This is a genomic window from Bogoriella caseilytica, from assembly GCF_003752405.1.
Taxonomy (GTDB): Bacteria; Actinomycetota; Actinomycetes; order Actinomycetales; family Actinomycetaceae; genus Allobogoriella; species Allobogoriella caseilytica.
In genome coordinates this window covers 3152080-3167722 of the sequence record NZ_RKHK01000001.1, presented here as the reverse complement: position 1 = coordinate 3167722, position 15643 = coordinate 3152080, and the positions used below count along the sequence as shown (strand labels likewise).

14 protein-coding genes and 1 pseudogene are annotated in these 15643 nt (G+C 70.8%); 9 read left to right on the top strand and 6 right to left on the bottom strand.

The genetic code is table 11. The features are described from left to right. Positions 1–9: 9 nt before the first annotated feature. The 3 genes from EDD31_RS14290 to EDD31_RS14280 all read left to right on the top strand — a co-directional run bounded on the left by EDD31_RS14290 (position 10) and on the right by EDD31_RS14280 (position 3943). The gene (locus tag EDD31_RS14290) at positions 10–1590 is read left to right on the top strand and encodes a 5-oxoprolinase subunit B/C family protein (RefSeq protein ID WP_245991242.1); all 1581 of its coding nucleotides are present in this window, start codon (positions 10–12) and stop codon (positions 1588–1590) included. A gap of 20 nt (positions 1591–1610) precedes the next feature. Continuing rightward, positions 1611–2756 carry a 23S rRNA (uracil(747)-C(5))-methyltransferase RlmC gene (gene rlmC, locus EDD31_RS14285; protein WP_123304769.1) on the top strand — a complete coding sequence of 382 codons (1146 nt, stop codon included), beginning with the start codon at positions 1611–1613 and terminating at the stop codon, positions 2754–2756. 158 nt (positions 2757–2914) lie between these two features. Beyond that, on the top strand, positions 2915–3943 hold the full coding sequence (locus EDD31_RS14280; protein ID WP_123304767.1) for an aldo/keto reductase: 1029 nt from the start codon (positions 2915–2917) through the stop codon (positions 3941–3943). 165 nt (positions 3944–4108) lie between these two features. On the opposite strand, the gene EDD31_RS14275 is transcribed toward EDD31_RS14280, so the two are convergent. From EDD31_RS14275 to EDD31_RS14260, 3 genes are all read right to left on the bottom strand, one after another. Beyond that, positions 4109–6361, bottom strand: coding sequence for a transglutaminase TgpA family protein (locus tag EDD31_RS14275; protein ID WP_148058967.1), 2253 nt, complete (start codon positions 6359–6361; stop codon positions 4109–4111). A 137-nt stretch (positions 6362–6498) separates the two neighbouring features. Continuing rightward, on the bottom strand, positions 6499–7851 hold the full coding sequence (locus EDD31_RS14265; protein WP_123304761.1) for a DUF58 domain-containing protein: 1353 nt from the start codon (positions 7849–7851) through the stop codon (positions 6499–6501). A 20-nt stretch (positions 7852–7871) separates the two neighbouring features. Continuing rightward, on the bottom strand, positions 7872–8897 hold the full coding sequence (locus EDD31_RS14260; RefSeq protein WP_123304759.1) for an AAA family ATPase: 1026 nt from the start codon (positions 8895–8897) through the stop codon (positions 7872–7874). Positions 8898–8913: 16 nt separating this feature from the next. Between EDD31_RS14260 and EDD31_RS14255 the strand changes: the two genes are divergently transcribed. Beyond that, positions 8914–9483 (top strand): ribonuclease H family protein, encoded by a 570-nt coding sequence (locus EDD31_RS14255; RefSeq protein WP_170163314.1) that lies wholly within the window; start codon positions 8914–8916, stop codon positions 9481–9483. A gap of 38 nt (positions 9484–9521) precedes the next feature. On the opposite strand, the gene EDD31_RS14250 is transcribed toward EDD31_RS14255, so the two are convergent. Next, positions 9522–10511, bottom strand: coding sequence for an LLM class F420-dependent oxidoreductase (locus EDD31_RS14250; protein ID WP_123304755.1), 990 nt, complete (start codon positions 10509–10511; stop codon positions 9522–9524). Between the two features lie 22 nt (positions 10512–10533). Here EDD31_RS14250 and clsA point away from each other — a divergent pair, with 22 nt between their 5' ends. From clsA to EDD31_RS14225, 5 genes are all read left to right on the top strand, one after another. Next, positions 10534–11154 carry a cardiolipin synthase ClsA gene (clsA, locus tag EDD31_RS14245; protein WP_281270451.1) on the top strand — a complete coding sequence of 207 codons (621 nt, stop codon included), beginning with the start codon at positions 10534–10536 and terminating at the stop codon, positions 11152–11154. A 67-nt stretch (positions 11155–11221) separates the two neighbouring features. Further along, positions 11222–11710, top strand: coding sequence for an FHA domain-containing protein (locus EDD31_RS14240; protein ID WP_123304751.1), 489 nt, complete (start codon positions 11222–11224; stop codon positions 11708–11710). A gap of 7 nt (positions 11711–11717) precedes the next feature. After that, the gene (ftsR, locus tag EDD31_RS14235) at positions 11718–12503 is read left to right on the top strand and encodes a transcriptional regulator FtsR (protein WP_245991240.1); all 786 of its coding nucleotides are present in this window, start codon (positions 11718–11720) and stop codon (positions 12501–12503) included. Positions 12504–12603: 100 nt separating this feature from the next. After that, positions 12604–13179 carry a bifunctional nuclease family protein gene (locus EDD31_RS14230; RefSeq protein ID WP_245991238.1) on the top strand — a complete coding sequence of 192 codons (576 nt, stop codon included), beginning with the start codon at positions 12604–12606 and terminating at the stop codon, positions 13177–13179. Between the two features lie 290 nt (positions 13180–13469). After that, the gene (locus EDD31_RS14225) at positions 13470–13988 is read left to right on the top strand and encodes a MerR family transcriptional regulator (RefSeq protein WP_123304749.1); all 519 of its coding nucleotides are present in this window, start codon (positions 13470–13472) and stop codon (positions 13986–13988) included. Between the two features lie 13 nt (positions 13989–14001). On the opposite strand, the pseudogene EDD31_RS14220 reads toward EDD31_RS14225, so the two are convergent. Next, a pseudogene (locus tag EDD31_RS14220) lies at positions 14002–14295 on the bottom strand (hypothetical protein); the annotation flags it as partial. Between the two features lie 99 nt (positions 14296–14394). After that, a complete protein-coding gene (locus EDD31_RS14215) occupies positions 14395–15642 on the bottom strand; it encodes a glycosyltransferase family 4 protein (RefSeq protein WP_123304747.1) in 1248 nt (415 codons plus the stop codon). Position 15643: the final 1 nt, after the last annotated feature.

The following is a 15643-nucleotide window of genomic DNA, read 5'->3' as shown; positions in this document are numbered from 1 at the left end:
GCGGACGCCGTGAGTGGGGAAGACTACCGGCCACTTCGAGCGGGCGGCGCCGTGCTGGTGGAACTGCCTGGTCTCGACGACGTGCTCACCTTGCTGGAGTCGCTCCGGGCGGAGCCTGTGGCGGGGATGGCCGAGGCGGTGCCTGCCGCTCGCACCATCCTGATCCGGCCCGAGGGTGGAACGAGCTGGGAGGCCCTCGCGGAGCGCATCGCACAACGCTGGCGGCGCTGTACGGGCAGCGACCGCGAGCGACCCCTGGGACCGGTACAGCCAGTGGCCATTCCCGTCCTGTACGACGGCGAGGACCTCGACGAGGTCGCGCACCTGTGCGGCATGCGCCGCGAGGATGTGATCGCCCGGCATACTGCCGCCACCTACACCGTGGCCTTCACCGGTTTTGCTCCCGGCTTCGGCTATCTGGCCGGCGGCGACCCCGCGCTGTACGTCCCTCGCCGCGAACGCCCCCGCACCGTCGTCCCCGCCGGCGCGGTGGGCCTGGCCGGCGAGTTCAGTGGGATCTACCCGCGCAGCTCGCCGGGCGGATGGCAGCTCATCGGCCGCAGTGACGTCGTCCTCTTCGACGCCGCGGCGGAGCCGCCCGCGCTGCTGCGTCCCGGTACCCTGGTCCGCTTCACGGCTGTGGATGAGCTGACCGGTACTCCGCCTTCTGGCCCGGCGCACACCGGCTCCCCGGCCCCCGAGGATATCGACTCCACCATCCGGGGCCTGCCCGCGGTGGAGGTTCTCACTCCAGGGCCCCACGCCCTCATCCAAGACCTCGGCCGACCGGGCCGGGCCGCGCTGGGCGTAGGAGTCTCTGGCGCGATGGATCGCGCTGCGCTCCGTCGAGGAAACCGGCTGGTCGGGAACTCCACCGGCGCACCGGCCCTGGAACACGTCGGCGGCGGCCTCCGGCTCCTCGCCCTGCGGGACATCGTCGTGGCGGTCACCGGGGCGCAGACGCCGATACTCCTCGACGGCGAACCCGCCGAGCATTCCTACCCGCTGAAGCTTCCCGTTGGGCAGGAACTCGAGATCGGGTCGCCGGAGGCGGGCACGTACGCCTACGTCGCGATCCGGGGGCTCACGGCGCCCCGAGTCCTGGGGAGCAGTGCAAGGGACGTACTCGCCGGTCTTGGCCCGGAGCCGCTAGGCCCCGGCGACCAGCTCACCGTGGGGCCTGTGGGCGCTGCTGTGGTGCTCGGTGAGACGGGCCCAGCCCTGCCGCGCGCTGACGACGAACTCACCCTCGACGTCGTCCCCGGGCCTCGCGCCGACTGGTTCACGGGTGACTCTCTCCACCTGCTCTTAAGTCAGGCCTGGCAGGTCACCGAGCGCTCCAACCGGGTGGGCCTGCGCCTCAGGGGGGACCGCCCGCTGGAGCGCTTGCGGCACGAGGAACTCCCCAGCGAGCCGACCGTACGGGGCGCGCTGCAGGTACCCGCTGAGGGACAGCCCGTGCTCTTCGCCGCCGATCACCCGCTCACCGGCGGGTACCCGGTGATCGCCTGCGTGGCGGAGCATCACCTCGACCTCGCGGCCCAAGCGCCACCGGGCGCTCGTTTGCGCTTCCGGCTGGCCATTCGCTGATCGGGCACACTGGTCCCGTGATGTTCTGCGGCTACCACGCGGCCGGGTTGTGCGGCTCCTGCACCGCCATCGACCGCCCGTACGCCGAGCAACTCAGCGCGAAGCACATTCATGCCCAGCAGCTTCTCGACGACGCCGACTTGGAGTGGCTCGAACCGGTCGCCTCCCCGGAATCCGGCTACCGCAACAAGGCCAAGATGGTCGTCACCGGCACGGCCGCTGCGCCGCGCCTGGGGATCCTCGGGGCCCCGGATCCCGCACTGGCCAGTGGGGGTGTGGATCTGCGCGGTTGTGGGGTCAATGCCCCAGAGCTGCGCGCTGCTATGCCAGTCCTCGCCGACTTCATCACCCGCGCGGCACTCACTCCCTACGACGTGCACGCCCGGCGCGGCGAGCTGAAGCACCTGCTGGTGACCGTCGGCAGCGGGGGCGCGCTGATGATCCGCTTCGTGCTGCGGTCCACCGAGTCGCTGGTGCGGATCGAGAAGCACCTGGGATGGCTGCGCGGGGAGCTGCCGCAGGCGGCCGTGGTGTCGGTCAACCTGCAGCCGGAGCACAAGGCCGTGCTTGAGGGCGAGCGCGAGATCGTGCTCACCCAGCAGCAGTCCCTGCCGGTGGTGATGGGGGAGGTGGAGCTGCAGGTGCTGCCCAAGAGCTTCCTGCAGACCAACACCGACGTCGCCTCGGCGCTGTACCGCCAGGGTGCGGCGTGGATCGAGGAGGCGGCACCGGCGAAGGTGTGGGATCTGTACTGCGGCGTGGGGGGCTTCGCGCTGCACGCCGCAGCGCACGTGAGCGATCCGGGGAGAGAAGTGACCGGCATCGAGATTTCCGCGGAGGCGGTCGCCGCTGCGGAACGGGCCCGCGATGCGGCCGGGTTGCGCGCGACCTTCCACGTGGGCGATGCGACCGCCTTCGCGGCCCAGGCCGAGGCGCTGCCCGACCTCATGATCGTGAACCCCCCGCGGCGTGGTCTCGGCCGGGAACTCGCCGGCTGGCTGGAGGATTCCGGTGTGCGGCAGGTGCTGTACTCCTCCTGCAACGCCACCAGCCTGGCGCGCGACCTCGCGGCGATGCCCTCGCTGAGGCCGACGCGCGCCCAGGTGCTCGACATGTTCCCGCAGACCAGTCACTACGAGGTGCTCACGCTGCTCCGGCGCCACTGAGCGGGACAGTCTTTTCGGGACCGTGTTATGGCCATGCGGTCCGGCCCTGCATGGGGTAGGAAGGACGAGGCGGGCATGGTGGCCCACTCCACGACCCGCCCGTGTCACTGACCGCTGGCACAGCCGGGCGGTCGCCGTCGAGAGGCCGGAGGAATCCCATGGAATACCGCACTCTAGGGCGCAGCGGAACGCTGGTGTCCGTGCACGCACTGGGCACGATGACCTTCGGCGCGGAGGCCGATGAAGCCACCTCGGGCGAGATCATGAACGCCTACGTCGAGGCGGGCGGCAATTTCTTCGACACGGCAGACGTGTACTCCCGCGGCGTCTCTGAGGAGATCATCGGGCGATGGTTGAAGGAGCACCCCACCGAGGCCTCGCAGGTGGTGCTTGCCACCAAGGGTCGATTCCCGATGGGGGAAGGGCCCAATGACGTCGGCCTCTCCCGCCGGCATCTCCGAGACGCCCTCGATGCTTCCTTGCGCCGCCTCGGCGTCGAGCACATCGACCTCTACCAGATGCACGCGTGGGACGCCGTCACGCCTGTGGAGGAGACGCTGCGTTTCCTCGACGACGCCGTCCGTGCCGGCAAGATCTCCTACTACGGCTTCTCCAACTACCTCGGCTGGCAGCTGACCAAGGCGGTGCACGTGGCCGACGCGCGCGGTTACACCCCGCCGGTAACGCTGCAGCCGCAGTACAACCTGCTGGTGCGGGACATCGAGCATGAGGTGATCCCCGCCTCGCTCGACGCCGGGATCGGACTGCTGCCCTGGTCCCCGCTCGCCGGTGGTTGGCTGACCGGGAAGTACGAGCGCGACGTCGAGCCCACCGGCGCCTCCCGCCTCGGGGAGGATCCGAAGCGTGGCATGGAGGCCTGGGAGGCCCGGAACTCCGACCGGCGCACCTGGCGGGTTCTCGATGCGCTCAAGCAGGTCGCGGAGGCCCGGGGCGTCTCGCAGTCGCAGGTGGCACTCGCGTGGCTGGCGGGCCGGCCGGCGGTGACCTCGGTGATCCTCGGCGCGCGGAAGATCAGCCAGCTCGAGGACAACCTCGCCGCGGCCGACCTGACGCTCTCCGAGGACGAGAGGCAGGTGCTCACCGAGGCCAGCGCGCCAGAGCCGGACGACTACCCCTACGGCACCGCCGGTGTCGCCCAGCGCCACCGCGCCGTGACCGGCTGGTAGGGGGCGCCGAGCTGGCGGCGGCGGGGCAAGGCGCCGCTGGCTCGCGCCACTTCTCGCGATTGTGCTCACTCGACGTCGGAATAGCCACGCTCCACGGTCCTGGGAACGACGATGAGTGAGCACAAACGCCCAGATGATCCAGAGGTAAGTGCTCACCGCCTTCTCCTACACGGCCGCCCGAGGTCGACCGCTCCGGCGCCCCACGATCCGATCAGCCGCCTCGGCGATCCCCGTCCGCCCGCTCCGCGGCCAGAGCGCCACCCGGATGCGCTGACGCCAATTGAGCCGGGCATGGGCTGTGGTGATCACGGTTCGCACAGCCGGGCCGCACTCTCGTGCCGCCGTCGCCTCAACGCCCGCGCCGTAGCGTGCCGACTCCACATGCGCCACCAGCACGCCGATCACGTGGGTGACCTCTGCGGCGCCGCCGAGCTTGGTGGCGTATCGGCGTCCAGCCTGCCGAGGGGTGAGCTGCGGGGCCGGGGCGATCCCGACGTCGTGCAGTGAACGGACCAGTTGCTCCCAGCGCGCTTCGACCCGCTCCGCGGAATCGGAGGCGGCGTGCAGCGGTGCCAGCCGGAAGCGCCGTCCGGCTGCCGGCACCACGGCAAGCATGACCGCCGAGGCGAGCAACGCCAAGACCCACAGCCACACCGGCGTGCCCGAGGCATCATCGGCCGTTCCGGGCAGGGCACCGGTGTCCTCGTCCTCCTCCGGGGCTTCCGGCTCCTCCGGGAGCTCGGGAGCCTCAGGCTCCGCCACGTCCTCGTCCTCCTCTGTGGCAGGCTCGGGGTCGTCCTGCGTCCCTGCCACAGGGAAGCTGGGCGCGTCACCGGCGCGGATCCCGGGTGTCGGCTCGAAGGCCGTCCAGCCCAGGCCGGAGATGTAAAGCTCGGGCCACGCGTGCGCGTCGGAAGCCACCACCGTGCGGACGCCGTCCTCACCCTCCTCGCCAGGGATGAACCCCATGGCGAGACGCGCGGGGATATCCGCAGCCCGCGACATCATCACCATCGCGGTGGCGAAGTGGGTGCAGTAGCCGGTGCGGGTGGCCAAGAAGTGGGCGAGCGGATCCTCACCGGGATCAGTGGTCTCCGTGGGCGGGGCGAGCTCCAAGGAGTAGGTGTAGGTGTTGCTGCGCAGGTGTGCCTGAATCGCCTCGGCGATCTCCATCTGATTCAGCGCGGCCGGGTCGGGATCGTCGAAGCGTTCGCCCAGCACCTCCTGCAGGAGGTCGCGCACCGTCTCGCCCGTGGCCTCGTCCACGCGCCGGAGCTCCTCCTCGGCGTCGACCGGCTCGCCTGTGCCCACATCGGCGGGCAACGTGCCCTCAGGCGGGGTGGCCACCGCGCTGTAACTCTCCACGGACTGGCCCGCGCTCACGGTGCCCGTGCGCGGATCGAGCTGGAGCGCAACTCCTGAGGCATCCACGGAGGTCACCGGGTGGGGGAGCGCGAGGTTCGGCGCCCCGAGATTGCTCTCCTGCACCTCGATCTGCCAGGAGCCTCGCTCCACGTCCTCACGCTCCACCACCTCGGGCAAGGGCTGGCTGCCCGCACCCAGGTCCCGGCTCCACCCGCCATCTGCGTAGCGGTGCACCGCCAGAACCCGCATCGGCCCGGACGCCCCGGTCTCCTCATAGCGCAGCACCGGCGCATCGGAGTCGTTACGCAGATCCCGGGAGAGGTCGAGGGTGCCGGTGAACTGCACGGAGCCGGCGGTGGAGCCGCTCCCGGTCCCGAAGCCCTCTCCGCTGAGCAGGGCGGGCGGATGGGCATGCGGCAGGCTCGGCGCCAGGACCGCCAGCGCTATCGCGGCCGGCGCCAGGACGGCGGACTGCGCGATCGCGGAGGGACGCGCACCCGGCGCTCCCCGTGGCGTCGGCGTGACCAGGAGGAGCAGCCAGGCCAGTGCGAGGACGACGAAGTAGTGCGGCGGCATGGCCACGCCGGCACTCGAGCCGGTACCCACGAGGACGGCGAGGAGCGGGATGCCGGCCAGGATCGGTGCGCGGAGCGTGGCGGCGAGGGCATCCACGGCCCAACCGCACAGCACCAGCAGGGCCGCCACGATGAAGGTCAGCCCCGGGCCTTCCGGAGCGGGGACGGCGTTGAAGCGAATGATGTCGGCGCCCTGGAGCACAAGTGCATGGGCGGCGCGGCCGGATTCGGCCAGCGGTAGGTACAGGGCGAGCGAACCGGGCGAGACGAGCGCCATGAGCGCCCACCACCCGGCCATCAGCTGCAGCAGCAGCACTAACGCTTGGGGGACGCGCAACGCACGGGTGGCGATCCCGGTGATCGACACCGCCAGCATCGCCAGCAAGCCGGTGCTCCACCATTGGCCACCGTCGATCAGCCGGGTGACCGGCCACGTCGCAGCCATCACCGCGAGGAAGCTCAGGACGGCGGAGACCACGCGGGCGCGCCTGGGCGCCGACGGCCGCGAGGTTGCCCCGGCAGCCTCAGCCGGTGAGCCTGCGCTCGGCGAGGACCGCGAGGAAGACGGTGACGACGTGGGCCCGGGCGCCACCGCGCGCGAGGCAGGCGGGGCGCTCATCGCGTCTCCCCGGGTGGCGGCACCTCTGTGACCTCGGCGCTGCCGGCAGCGGCCACCGTGCCGGCACCGGCCACATCGCCCGCACCGGCCAGTGTGGACGCGCGGCCCGGTTTGCTGCGCAGCGCCGCATGCCAGGCGTCCTCCACCCGGTCGGTGTGGTCGGCGGCGACGGCGCGCCAGCCGTGTGCCGATGCTTGCCGCAGGCGGGATGCCGGGAAGGGGGCGCGGCGCACGGTGGGCAAGCCCAGGAGGATACCGGTCTCCGCAGCAACCAGATCGCGCCATGGCCAGGCGCCGTCCTCCTCGTTGGCGCCCAGGGCCGCCACCACGAGGTCGCCGTCGAGGCGCTGGACGGCGGTGGCGAGCCCGGCGCTGGCACGTGGTCCTGGGCCCAGGCGTGCCAGCAGGCGGAGGAGTTGATCGGCAGTGAGGGCCTGGCCGGCCTCGCCGGCGGACAGGCGCGCGCCGGTCACGAGATGCAGCAGATGGCCCTGGCCGGCGAGCAGCATTCCGGCGGAGGCCAGGGCGCTGAGACCCCACTCGAGGTCCTCGGGACTCAGGCGGCCGGGGCGGTCGTCGAAGACGAGGACCGCACGCCGGCGGGTCGGGCGCTCCTCCTGGCGGACGATGAGCTGCCCGCGACGAGCGGTGGCCGGCCAGTGCACTCGGCGGATCTCGTCGCCATGACGGTAGGTGCGGGTGGTGACGTCGTCGGCCTCGAAGGCCGCAGCCTGATCCGGGATGGGCCGCACGCCGCTGCCGCCGGACAGGCCGCGCGGTAGCTGCGCCAGCGGCACCACAGCGGGCAAGACGAGCACGCAGGCGTGTGGAGATCCCAGGTCCACGGGCTCGCGGGTGAAGCCGGTTTTCACCGGCTCAGCCGGGCGTGCCTGCTCGGGTATCGCGCGTCCCCGGCTCAGGCCCAGGGGGTCGCTGAGCAGGACGGTCGCGGGGCCGAGGGCGTACTCGCCGCGATGCCGGCCGGTGACGGTATAGCCGGCCCGGGCGCGCCCACGGGGCTCGATCGGCGCAATGGCGAAGCGGACCCGCTCGCCCAGTGCCGCCGGGACATCCTCGATGACCTCGCGCGCCGGTTGCGGCCAGAAGCCTGTGATCGTGAGCCCCACCGTGACCTCAGCGGACTCTCCCTGGCTGAGGGTGTCCTGGGAGACGGTGCGGCGGATGTCCGCCTGGGGGCGCATCAGCCAGGTCAGGGTCAGCGCCAGGGGTGGCAGCACCGTCAGGAGTAGTCCGGCCCGTGAGAGCTCGGGCAGCCCGAGAGCGAGTCCGGCCGCCAGGAGGATGAGTCCGCTGACGAGCACGGCCCAGCCACGCCTGGTCAAGGCCACGCCGGAACTCGAGGACGGACTCACCGAGGTACCGGCACGCCTGCGACCAGGTCGGCGATGATCTTCTCCGCGCGCAACGAGGCCAGTTCCGCGTCGGAACCGAGCACCACGCGGTGGGCGAGCACGGCCACGGCCAGGGCCTGCACGTCGTCGGGCAGGACGTGCTCGCGGCCCGCGAGAGCGGCGTGGGCGCGTGCCGTGCGGAGCAACTGCAGGCCGGCGCGCGGGGAGGCCCCCAGGTGCAGGCGGGGGCTTTCGCGCGTGGCGGTCACCAGATCCACGATGTAGCGCTGCAGAGCTTCTGAGGCATGCACGGTGGAGACGGCGCGGATGAGGCCGGCCACCTCCTCCGGCGTGGTCACCGGGGCGAGATCGGCCAGAGGGTCGGCGGCGCCGTGGTGGGCGAGCATGCGCAGTTCGGACTGCCGGTCCGGATACCCCATGGAGACGCGTGCGGTGAAGCGGTCCCGCTGAGCCTCGGGCAGGGGATAGGTGCCTTCCATCTCGATGGGATTCTGGGTGGCGAGGACCAGGAACGGCTCCGGCAGGCCGTGGGTCTCGCCGTCGACGGAGACCTGTCCCTCGGCCATGGCCTCCAGCAGCGCCGACTGGGTCTTGGGCGAGGCTCGGTTGATCTCGTCCGCGACGACGACGTTGGCAAAGATCGCCCCGGGCCGGAACTCGAAGCGGTGCGTGTCCTGGTGGAACACCGAAACGCCGGTGACGTCCGAGGGCAGCAGGTCCGGGGTGAACTGGATCCGGTTCACACTGGAACCGACAGTGCGCGCGAGGGCCTTGGCGAGGAGGGTCTTGCCCACGCCGGGCACGTCCTCCACCAGGAGATGGCCGCCGGCGAGCAGCACGGTCAGAGTGGTGCGTACCGCCATCCGTTTGCCCTCGATCACCGAGCACATGGCGTCCTCGGCCGCCCGTGCCACGGCATGCACCCGCTCCAGCTCCACGCGGGGCGCCGGTGGCGGCGTGCCGGCTCCGCTCGGGCGGACCGAGCCGGGGGAGGCGGACATCGCGGGAGCAGCAGAATCCATGCAACGATCGTGCCCCATGAGCGCTTCCCCTGCAGGCACACCCGTGCGAATCGTGGCCACCGATGGTTCGGCCCTGGGTAATCCCGGACCGACCGGCTGGGGATGGGTGGATCAGGTCAGCGAGGAGTGCGGCTCCGGATCCTTGGCCCGGGGCACCAACAACATCGGCGAACTCCTTGCCGTGCGTCAGGCATTGCGTCACCTCGGCCCGGAGGTCGATGTGCTGATCCGGGCCGACTCCCAGTACGCCATCAAGGTGATCACGACCTGGGCTCCCAGCTGGCGGCGCCGCGGCTGGCGCAAGGGTGACGGCAAACGGCCCGAGAACCTCGAACTGATCCGCGGCATCCTCGAGCTGGTCGAGTCCCGAACGGGGCGCACCGACTTCGAATGGGTGCGGGGCCACGCCGGGGACGTGCACAACGAGCGGGCGGACGCCCTCGCCGTCGGGGCAGCGCAGCGCGCGCAGGCCGGCCAGGCCGACTTCCCCGACGTCGCCGCGATGCTGGCCGGGGACGCCGGGAGTCAGTCCGGCGACCAGGCTGGAGCGACTCACCAGCAGGCCGAGGCCGACACGCTCTTCTAGGCCAGGGACATGCTGTTCTCGGCCAGGGACACGCCCTTCTAGGCCAGGTGGGGGAGCACCTCGCGCTCGAAGAGTTCCATCTGCCCGGTGGAGTACGCGGCGTCGGAGAAGTAGAAGATGCCGTACTCCATGCCCAGGTTCTTGACCTCGGTGAGCTTCTCCACGATCTGCTCCGGAGTGCCGTGGGCCGGCATGCCTTGGTAGCCGGAAACCTGACCTGCGAGCTGCTCGTCGCTCAGGTGCTGGCCCAGTCGCGCCGCGAACTCCTGTTCGCGCTCACGCAGCTCTGCCTCGTCCGCGCCGATCATCACGTTGTAGTTCGCGGAGCGGGTGATCGCGCCGAAGTCGGTGCCGACCTCGCGGCAGTGCTCGCGCAGGATCTCACTCTTGTGCGCGAAGCCTTCCGGCGTGCCGTCGAAGTTGGTGTACTGCGCGTACCTCGCCGCGATCTTCAAGGTCACCTTTTCCCCGCCGCCGGCGATCCACAACGGGATACCGCCCTTCTGCAGGGGCAGGGGCCGGCAGATGGCGCCGTCGACCTGGTAGTGCTCGCCGTCGAAGGTGGCCACGCCCTCGCTCCAGGCTTGCCGGAAGATCTGCACCCCCTCGTCCAGCATCTTCAGTCGCACCCCGGCGCGAGGGAAGCCGTAGCCGTAGGCGCGCCATTCGTGCTCGTACCAGCCCCCGCCGATGCCCATCTCCAAGCGCCCGCCGCTGATGTGGTCCACCGTGGCCGCCGCTTTGGCGAGATACATCGGGTTCCGGTAGGCCATGCACGTGCACATCTGCCCGAGCCGCACGCGCGAGGTGGCGGCTCCGAGCCCGGCCATGAGGGACCAGGCCTCGTGCGTGGCTTCCTCCGAGGGCACAGGCGTGGTGTGGAAGTGGTCGTAGACCCAGATCGACTCCCAGGCCGGCTGAGCATCCGCGCGCTGAGCCCGGGAGGACATCGTGGACCAGTGGTCGGATTCGGGAACGCCGGCGAGGTCGAAACGCCAGCCTTGAGGAATGAAGAGTCCGAAGCGCATCCTGCGAGGTTACGCTCTACGTGTGGGACACGACACTGCGGCACCTGAGACGATCGGCGATCGTGTGTGGACCGTTCCCAACATCATCTCCATGTTCCGGCTGGTGCTGATTCCGGTGTTCGCGGTGTTGATCTTCACCGAGCGCGACATCGCTGCGATCGTGGTGCTCGTGGTGGCGGGATTCACCGATTGGGTGGATGGCGTCATCGCCCGGGCCTTCAACCAGATCTCGAGGCTGGGGCAATTGCTCGACCCGGCCGCCGATCGGCTCTACATCCTGGTCACTCTGCTCGGCTTGGCCTGGCGCGAGTTCGTGCCCTGGTGGCTGGTGGTGGTGATCGTGGGACGTGATCTCGTCCTGCTTGGCCTGATGCCCGCCCTGCGCCGTCACGGCTATGGCCCACTGCCGGTGCACCTGGCCGGCAAGGCGGGCACCTTCGCCCTGATGTATGCCTTCCCTCTGCTGCTGCTCGGTTCGCTGGAGGGCACCGCTGGTGAGCTGGCCTGGGTGTTCGGGTGGGCCTGTGCGCTGTGGGGGATCGGTCTCTACTGGTTCGCCGCCTTTGTCTACACCGAGCAGACCTGGCGTATCGTGCGCGGGGCGCACAGCGACTCCTCCGTGCGTGCCGCGGAGGTGTCGTGAGCCACTATCCTGAGGACGGGCTGAGCCATCTGGCGTCTGCCCGTCGCACCGATGAGGAGGAAGGCCCATGACGAGCCCACAGTCGCCGGAGGATGCCGGCCGCCCTCCGGAGCGGACCGACCCCACCACCACCGCGCACTTCGGCGCGATCAGCGCGGAGCACGAAGCTGCCGCGAGCCCGCAGGAGCACCACCACCCGGGCCTGACCAGCGAGGAAGCGGCCGCCGTCGACGGCCTTCCTGCGCGCAGCGCCCTGTTGCTCGTCCAGCGCGGTCCCAATGCGGGTGCGCGCTTCCTGCTCGACACCGAGGTCACCACAGCCGGGCGTCATCCCAGCTCCGACATCTTCCTCGACGACGTCACCGTCTCGCGCAAGCACGCGGAGTTCCGGGTGAAGGACGGCGGCTTCGAGGTGCGTGACGTCGGGTCGCTCAATGGCACGTACGTCAACCGGGAGCGCATCGAACAGGTGGTGTTGCGCGCCGGTGATGAGGTGCAGATCGGTAAGTACCGGTTGACCTATCACCCCAGCCCTCAGGGCGCTGGCGAGGCCTGATCCGCACGTGAGCACCGCAGGACAACGGGCGAGCACCGCCCCGAGCGCCGCCGCGCACACGGCTGACGCTCCGGCAGCTCCCGCCGGTGAAGCGGGCGGCTGGCCCTTCGATCTCCCTCGCACCCCGGTGATGAGCATCGGCACGGTCCTGGAGACGCTCAAACCCGAGTTCCCCGCGGTGACGATCTCCAAGCTGCGTTTCCTGGAGGACCAGGGACTGGTGACTCCGCACCGCACCGGCTCGGGGTACCGGCGCTTCTCCCGCGCCGACGTCGAGCGCATCCGCTATGCACTCGTGGCGCAGCGCGACAGCTACCTGCCCCTGCGGGTGATCCGCGAGCAGCTCGCCGACCTCGATGCCGGTCACTCCGCCGAGCCGGCCCAGCGCGCCCGGATGGTCAGCAGCGATGGGGAGCTGCTCGCCCCGGGGCCCAGCGGTCAGGTCAGCGCGCGTGAGCTGTGTGACCTGACGGGATGCTCCGAAGCTGAGCTGGAGGAGATGCAGCGCGTCGGGCTGCTCGACGCCCTCCGCCCGGGCCGTTTCGCCGGGCGTGCCGTGGCGATCGTCCAGGCCGCCATGGCATTGAATCGGCACGGCATCGGTGCCCGCGAACTGCGCCGGGTGCGCACGGCCGCCGAGCGCGCGGCGGACACCATCGAGCAGACCGTGAGCCCGCCGAGGCGCGGCGGTGCAGACCGCGAGCGCGCCGCGGCTCGGGCCCGCGAGCTCGCAGAGCTCTACGCCACCCTGCACGCAGAGCTGCTGCGCGCCGAGGTGGACAAGCCCGCCTGAGCCCCGGCCCCGGCTGCCAGTGGACAAGCCCGCCTGAGCCCCGGCCCCGGCTGCCACTGCACGAGAGCGGAACGGGGGCACCGGGGGCTACCGTGAGCCCATGGAGGAGATGGAGGTGCTCGGGGTCCGGCTGTCCATCCCCAGCAACGAGGTGGTGGTTGTCCTCGCTGGGCCCGGTGGCGCCGATGCCTGGGTGCTGCCCATCGTGATCGGCCCCCGTGAGGGCGCGGCGATTGCCGCGGCGCAGGCGGGTATGGTCCCGCCGCGGCCCCAGACGCACGATCTGCTCGTCACCATCATGGAGACGCTCGGCGCCGATGTGGTCGAGGTGCGGATCACCGGCATGGACGAGGGCATCTATTACGCCGAGATCGAGCTCAGCGGCGGGCACGTGGTGGATGCCCGGCCCTCGGATGCCATCGCGATCGCGCTGCGTGCCGAGGCTCCGGTGCTCTGCGATGAGGATCTGCTGCGTGAGGCCGGCCTTCCGGCGTCGCAAGCCGGGCTGGAAGCGGGGGAGCAGTGGGGCACCAGCGCGCTGTCGCCTGCCGAGGGGGAGGGGCCGGAGGATCTCGGTGCGGTGGACGACGAGATGCGGGCGCGCATGGTGGAGGATTTCCGCTCGTTTCTCGACGAGGTCGAGCCCGAGGACTTCAATACCGACGACGCGGAGTGATTGCTGCTCCGACACGCCAGTTCGTGACTTCTTCACCTCAACGTGACCTTGAGACTCGCCGAGTACGACACGCGAGTGAAATCGCCGGTGCGCCTCGTTGACCGGGCTTGCTCGCGGCCCTAGTTTGTGAGAGTCCCAACGCGGACACCGTCTCGGTGTCAGGGAGAGCGAGTAGTCTTCGAAGAGGCCTCGCGGGGCAACCAGCGAGCAGTGACGACGAGTAGGAGCCCGAAGTGAGCACCGACGCAACGGCGGACGCGGGCAGGGGAGTCCCCCAGCGCGCTCAGGGCATGCTCTTCGGGGACGATCTCCCGGATCTCGATCAGGACACCGGCTACCGCGGACCCACGGCCTGCAGCGCGGCCGGGATCACCTATCGCCAGCTCGACTACTGGGCCCGCACCGGATTGGTGGAGCCGACCATCCGCGGCGCCTCCGGTTCGGGAACGCAGCGCCTGTACTCCTTCCGCGACATCCTCGTGCTCAAGGTGGTCAAGCGCCTCCTCGACACCGGTGTGTCCTTGCAGCAGATCCGCGCGGCCATCACCTCGTTGAAGGAACGCGGTGTGGATGACCTTGCCGGCATCACTCTGATGAGCGACGGCGCCTCGGTCTACGAGTGCACCTCAGCCGATGAGGTCATCGACCTCGTCCAGGGCGGCCAGGGCGTCTTCGGGATCGCGGTGGGCCGCGTGTGGCGTGAGGTGGAGGGAAGCCTCGCCGAACTGCCCACCGAACGCGTGGACCCCGAGCGCACTCCCGAGGTGCAGGACGAGCTGGCCCAGCGCCGGGCTCGTCGCGGCGCCTGACTGTTCGCTGGGCTCAGGCACAGCGCCTGACTGCTCCCAGACTCAGGCACAGCGCCTGACTGCTCCCAGACTCAGGCGCTGAGGAGCTGTCGTCCCCTCCGCTCGACGGCGGGCACGCGGCGCGTGTAGAGCTCCTCGAAGCGTGCGAGGGTGCGCTCGATGCTGTGCTGAGGCCACCCGGGCTGGCAAGCCGGCAGGTGGGGTATCGGGAACTGCGCACCGATCGCACGTGAGGCACGCGCACCTGGTCGGCGCCCAGGAGGAAGCTGGCCGGCCCGGTGGGAGAAGGGCAGATGACGTGGACCTCGTGGCCCCGGGCGGCGAGGCCGCGGGCGAGGCGCTGGGTGCACTGTGCCGCGCCGTTGACCGTGGGTGGGTAGGTGTCGGTGCCGAGGAGGACCCATCATCACCTTCCGGAGGTGAGGACGAGGTCTGGGAAGCCGGCGCGGTGGTAGCTCTGCACGATCGAGCGGGTGAACTCCTCGGCCGAGAAGAGCTGGCGGGCCTGTGCGGCAGCGGCGGAGGCGGCGATCACCGGGGCGGGATCGAGAGCGAGCTGGACCAGCCGTGCGGCGAGCTCCTCCTCGCTGGCTCGGAGGGCGGGGATACCAGCCAAGGTCAGACCTTCTGTCAGGGCGGGGTCACACCACAGGACGCCCCGTAGCGCCATGAGCGATTCCGCGACGGTCATGGGCTGGTTGTCCCAGCCGACCGAGGTGAGAGCGCTCATGTGGCTGCGCGCCAGCCAGGCGGGCACGTCGGCGTTCGGCACCCTTCCGTGGAGCCGGGGCCCGGGGCGCTGGGCCACGAGGCGTTCCGCAGCGGCGAACTGCACTCCGGCTCCCAGCACATCCACCTGCAGACGCTCGGGGCCGACGCGCTCGATGGCGGTACTGGCGGCTCGCAGGAAAGGAAGGATGCGCTTCTCCGGTGCGAAGCGGCCGCTCCAGAGCACGCGCAGTGGCCCATCGATCCTGGTCACGGGCTGTGCGGCGGGGTTGCCGGCCACGGAGTTCGGGACGACGTCGACATGCGTGAGCCCGGCCGCGCGCAGCCGCTGTGCCTGATGCGCGGAGGGGGAGATCACGCGATCGGCCGCCAACCCGGTGGCCAGGGTGATGTTCCGCAGCGCGGAGTCTCCGCTGCGCTCCGCCAGCCGCCGGGCCGGGTGCGGCAGGCCGGTGACGGCGTGATGGAAGGCGGGTGCCCCCATGGCGAGCAGCGGCTGCATGGCGACCCCGGCCTGCCAGAAGAAGGTGTGCACGGTGTGCACGACCGGAATGCCCAGCTCGCGCGCCGCGGCGATGGCGGCCGCCGCGATGCCGAACTCCGAGTGCACGTGCACGACATCGGTGCCGGCCCGGGCGAGGGCCGCACGGATGACCCCGCGCAGCTGAGGTGTGTGCCGGGCGACGGGGAAGCCGAGAGCCGGCACGGTGAAGGCCACCGGCACCGGCACCGCCGTGATTCGCGGATGAGTGGCCAGAGCGCTCAGTGCCGCGCTGTCGGGGCAGATGGCCAACACATCGGTGACCGCGGCCAGAGCGCCGGCCTGCTGGGTGAAGGCGGTTTCCGCGCCGCCGAGGGTAACCAGGGTGTAGTCGCTCACCACGGCGACCCGTGGCGTGGTGGGGGAAGAGACGAGAATGCTCATG

Coding starts and splice junctions, on each gene's coding strand:
- EDD31_RS14215 (WP_123304747.1), bottom strand. CDS start 15,642: ATGAGCATTCTCGTCTCTTCCCCCACCACGCCACGGGTCGCCGTGGTG.
- EDD31_RS14255 (WP_170163314.1), top strand. CDS start 8,914: ATGAGCGCTTCCCCTGCAGGCACACCCGTGCGAATCGTGGCCACCGAT.
- EDD31_RS14230 (WP_245991238.1), top strand. CDS start 12,604: ATGGAGGAGATGGAGGTGCTCGGGGTCCGGCTGTCCATCCCCAGCAAC.
- rlmC (WP_123304769.1), top strand. CDS start 1,611: ATGTTCTGCGGCTACCACGCGGCCGGGTTGTGCGGCTCCTGCACCGCC.
- EDD31_RS14240 (WP_123304751.1), top strand. CDS start 11,222: ATGACGAGCCCACAGTCGCCGGAGGATGCCGGCCGCCCTCCGGAGCGG.
- EDD31_RS14260 (WP_123304759.1), bottom strand. CDS start 8,897: ATGGATTCTGCTGCTCCCGCGATGTCCGCCTCCCCCGGCTCGGTCCGC.
- EDD31_RS14280 (WP_123304767.1), top strand. CDS start 2,915: ATGGAATACCGCACTCTAGGGCGCAGCGGAACGCTGGTGTCCGTGCAC.
- EDD31_RS14250 (WP_123304755.1), bottom strand. CDS start 10,511: ATGCGCTTCGGACTCTTCATTCCTCAAGGCTGGCGTTTCGACCTCGCC.
- EDD31_RS14225 (WP_123304749.1), top strand. CDS start 13,470: ATGCTCTTCGGGGACGATCTCCCGGATCTCGATCAGGACACCGGCTAC.